The organism is Kiritimatiellia bacterium (assembly GCA_028715905.1).
Classification (GTDB): Bacteria; Verrucomicrobiota; Kiritimatiellia; order JAAZAB01; family JAAZAB01; genus JAQUQV01.
The window spans coordinates 1-2,730 of sequence record JAQUQV010000135.1; the positions used below are offsets into that span (position 1 = coordinate 1).

Sequence of the window (2,730 nt, forward strand, 5' to 3'; positions counted from 1 at the left end):
CGTTGAAAAACTGCGCGCGCGGCAAGACTGCGGCGCGGTGGACGTGATTTATTTCAACGCCAGGCCCGCGGCAACCCTCTCGTATACCGGCCTCCCTTCCCGCGGGGCGAAGACAAGGTGTTTGGACGCCGCGCTCAAGGGCATCCTGGCGTTTGAGCCCAGCGTGATTTTGATCGCCTGCAACACGCTTTCCGTTTTGTATCCCGACACGGAAACCGCCCGTGCCGCGCAAGCAAGGGTGGTGGATATCGTCAAGTTCGGGGTGGAAATGATTTTTGAAAAAATGGTCCCGGACAGCAACAGCCGGGTGTTGATTCTGGGCACTCCCACCACGATTGATTCAGACGTCCACCGGCAGGCGCTGATCAGGCTCGGCATTGACGGCTCCCGGATGGCGGCGCAGCCCTGCGCCTGGCTGCCGGGTGAAATTGAACAGGCCCCGGAGGGCGGCGCGGTAAAAAACCTGATCGCCGGATATCTTGCGGAGGCCAGACAACGCTTTGAACCGCCGGCCGCCGGCCGGCTGTTTGCCGCGTTGTGTTGCACCCATTTTGAATACAGCCTGAAAATCTTTCAAAAGGAATTGCAACGGGTTTTTCAGCGCGAAGTTGCCGTGCTCAACCCGAACGCGAGGATGAGCGCGGGCTGTTTTCCCGGACTCATTACGGCCGCGCGTTCCGGCGCCGGCTCCGCTATCAGGATCAGGGTTTTTTCACGGGTGCGATTTGAGCCAAACCGGATTGACGCAATCAGCGGCATGCTTGAACGCAAATCTCCGCTGACTGCCGCGGCCCTGCGAAATTATCAGCACCGGCCGGATTTGTTTGATCTGCCCGGAAACATCGCCTAGTATGGGGCAACCGGAGCCCCTTGGCTTGAGAAATATTTTAAGGCGGGCGGACGCCCGTAATCCAAAAGCGAGGGGCCGCCCGGGTATCGCGCGGCCGAAAAAATGTTGCCGAGAGATTCATTACCATCCGATCAGGGTTTTGCGTATCGTTTCAGGCAAAACTCGCCCTTGCTGGCAACCGCAATTCATGCCGGCCACCGCGTCCGCGATGAGCTGCTGGCGTTGATGGCAATTTCAGAACAGGCGCGCCGGTTTGAGGAGGATACGGCCACGGATTTGCTGATCAACCAGTGTCCCGATATTGTCTGGGGGCTGGATTCGCGCGCGGAATATGATCTCAATCGGCCGCCCGAAGCGGCCCTGCCGCTTACCCCCGAAAAATTCTGGGGCGTCCGGGTTTTTGCCAAAACGCCAGGCGTTGAAATGAACCGCCGCAGCATGATGAAATACCGCACCTTTTATGATTTCATTGAAAACCACGTGAAAAATATTCTCGCGCGGCACAGATTTTGCGTGGTTTTTGACATCCATTCCTACAACCTGGCGCGCCAGATCGCCAACGGCATCGCGCATCCCCCGGTCTTTAATGTGGGCACCGCCGCCCTGGGCCGCCGCAAACCCCGGCGGCTTGTCAAGGCCTGGCTGCAGGCGCTGGCGCGCGTGAGCATTCCGGGCGTCAAGACAACGGTCGCGGAAAACCTCGTGTTCCGGGGCCGGGGCGAATTCTGCCGGCGTTTGGGCGCCCTGGACAAACGCGTGCTGGTGCTGCCGACCGAGGTGGCCAAAATCTACATGGACGAGCGTACCGGAAAACTGTTTCCCGCCAGAATTAACGCCATCGCGGCGCAATTGGCTGGAATTGTGAAGGGCTGGGAGAAATAAAATGAAAAAAATTCTATTGGTAACCGGACCGGGCGGCGAAGCCCAGGGCTGGGGAGATATGGCGGTGACAAAAGCCATGGACGCCGCCTTGAACGCAAGCGGGGTTGCCTGTGAAACCGCTTATGTTGAAAACGCCGCCGGGTTTGAGCGCGTTGTCGGCTCGCGGTCTTTTGACATCGTCTGGAGCGCGCTTTATCATTTTTCCGACCGCGCGGATATCGTCGCGGTTGAAAAAAACGCTGTCTGGGCGGCGGACATTCTTGATGAAAAAGGCATTCCATACGTCGGCCCCAATGCCGCGACCATGAAAAATTTAATCCGGAAATCCGACACGCATGAAATCATGCGCGCCGCCGGCGCGCCGACGCCGCAATATAATGTGGCCAAAAAGGGCGGCGCGCTTCCCAACGCGCGTTTTCCGGCGTTCGTGAAACCGGTGGGAGAGTCGCGGTCGGTCGGGATCAGCGACGACAGCGTAGTGCATGACAGCCGCGAGCTTGCCCGGCAGGTGGCGTTCATTCATCACCAGCTCGGACAGGACGCCTTGATAGAAGATTATCTGCCGGGGGATGAATATACCGTCCTGATGCTGGGCAACGGCGACCGCCGGCAACTCCTGCCCGGGCTGGTAACCGTTGAACAATCCCGTTACGGAAAATATAAAATCCTCCGGAGCGATTTGCGCGGGGTCGGCCTGACCCGGGTGCTGATTCCGAACGACGCGGCAAAAGCGCGGGAAGCCGCCGACGCGGCCGGCAAAGCCATGCTTGCCTTGAATTGTGTTGATCATGTGCGGGCCGACCTGCGCGCGGACGCCGAGGGACGGCTCAGGGTGATTGAGGTCAACGGCATTCCCGGGCTCAAGCCGGGGAAAAGCTGGAGCCCGCAAATTTATTCCATGTATCATCCCGCGCCGGGGGGAATGGCGGAGGAATACAAAAATTTGCTGAAGGTCATCGCCGATGCGGCCTTTGCCAGGATAAACTGCGGCGGGTAAG

The 2,730-nt window shown here is 59.0% G+C and carries 3 protein-coding genes; all 3 read left to right on the forward strand.

Annotation, left to right across the window (positions count from 1 at the left end):
* Positions 1-850, forward strand: an 850-nt coding sequence (locus tag PHP98_12205) for an aspartate/glutamate racemase family protein (GenBank protein ID MDD5484391.1), incomplete at its 5' end; no start/stop codon positions are given.
* A 102-nt stretch (positions 851-952) separates the two neighbouring features.
* Positions 953-1,732, forward strand: coding sequence for an N-formylglutamate amidohydrolase (locus PHP98_12210; protein ID MDD5484392.1), 780 nt, complete (start codon positions 953-955; stop codon positions 1,730-1,732).
* Between the two features lies 1 nt (position 1,733).
* Entirely contained in the window at positions 1,734-2,729 is a 996-nt protein-coding gene (locus tag PHP98_12215) for a hypothetical protein (GenBank protein ID MDD5484393.1), read from the forward strand.
* Position 2,730: the final 1 nt, after the last annotated feature.

Bases quoted from the DNA above. Each gene is read 5' to 3' on its own strand.
- PHP98_12210 (MDD5484392.1), top strand. From the start codon at position 953: ATGTTGCCGAGAGATTCATTACCATCCGATCAGGGTTTTGCGTATCGT.
- PHP98_12215 (MDD5484393.1), top strand. From the start codon at position 1,734: ATGAAAAAAATTCTATTGGTAACCGGACCGGGCGGCGAAGCCCAGGGC.